Below are 1,383 nucleotides of genomic sequence, written 5' to 3' on the forward strand. Positions count from 1 at the left end.
TCTCCGCTACCCACACCTCATCCCCGCACTTTTCAACGTACGTGGGTTCGGGCCTCCAGTAGGTGTTACCCTACCTTCACCCTGGACATGGGTAGATCACCTGGTTTCGGGTCTACAACCATATACTCTAATCGCCCTATTCAGACTCGCTTTCGCTGCGGCTCCGTCTTTCCAACTTAACCTCGCATATGATCGTAACTCGCCGGTTCATTCTACAAAAGGCACGCTATCACCGTCATTTTTCCAACGAAAAATGCACGGCTCTAACTACTTGTAGGCACACGGTTTCAGGATCTCTTTCACTCCCCTTCCGGGGTGCTTTTCACCTTTCCCTCACGGTACTGGTTCACTATCGGTCACTAGGGAGTATTTAGCCTTGGGAGATGGTCCTCCCAGCTTCCGACGGGATTTCACGTGTCCCGCCGTACTCAGGATCCACTCAAGAGGGAACGAAGTTTCAACTACAGGGTTGTTACCTTCTTTGACGGGCCTTTCCAGACCTCTTCATTTACTCCGTTCCTTTGTAACTCCGTATAGAGTGTCCTACAACCCCAGAAGGCAAGCCTTCTGGTTTGGGCTAATCCCGTTTCGCTCGCCGCTACTCAGGGAATCGCATTTGCTTTCTCTTCCTCCGGGTACTTAGATGTTTCAGTTCCCCGGGTCTGCCTTCAATACCCTATGTATTCAGGTAAAGATACTGTTCCATTACGAACAGTGGGTTTCCCCATTCGGAAATCTCCGGATCAAAGCTTACTTACAGCTCCCCGAAGCATATCGGTGTTAGTCCCGTCCTTCATCGGCTCCTAGTGCCAAGGCATCCACCGTGCGCCCTTTCTAACTTAACCTATATGACAATCAAATTGTCAGGTTTCTCTTTTTAATAAAAGAGAGAAAAACTAAAATGGCGATACTCGGTTTCTTTAAAAGAAGTTCTTTTAAAGAGTTTTACTTTTGCCTTCTTACTTACGATTATCTAGTTTTCAAGGAACAATGTTTCGAAGGATTGCTCCTTCAAAACTAAACAAACAAGCAATCAACAGTGCAAATCTAAAGATTTGCATATCACAGACCATAAGGTCTGAGTTCCGAATGTCCTTACGACATTATCCTTAGAAAGGAGGTGATCCAGCCGCACCTTCCGATACGGCTACCTTGTTACGACTTCACCCCAATCATCTGTCCCACCTTAGGCGGCTGGCCCCAGGGGCAAAACTTAGCTTCCTTTAAATATAATAAGATGCTAAGTTTTGCCCCCGGTTACCCCACCGACTTCGGGTGTTACAAACTCTCGTGGTGTGACGGGCGGTGTGTACAAGGCCCGGGAACGTATTCACCGCGGCATGCTGATCCGCGATTACTAGCGATTCCGGCTTCATGCAGGCG

At 48.2% G+C, this 1,383-nt stretch carries 2 rRNA genes; both read right to left on the reverse strand.

Going from position 1 to position 1,383, the window contains the following annotated elements:
• Positions 1–845 (reverse strand): 23S ribosomal RNA (locus M3182_RS25500); the annotation flags it as partial.
• A 268-nt stretch (positions 846–1,113) separates the two neighbouring features.
• Positions 1,114–1,383 (reverse strand): 16S ribosomal RNA (locus tag M3182_RS25505); the annotation flags it as partial.

The organism is Mesobacillus maritimus, from assembly GCF_023715205.1.
Classification (GTDB): domain Bacteria; phylum Bacillota; class Bacilli; order Bacillales; family Cytobacillaceae; genus Mesobacillus_B; species Mesobacillus_B maritimus_C.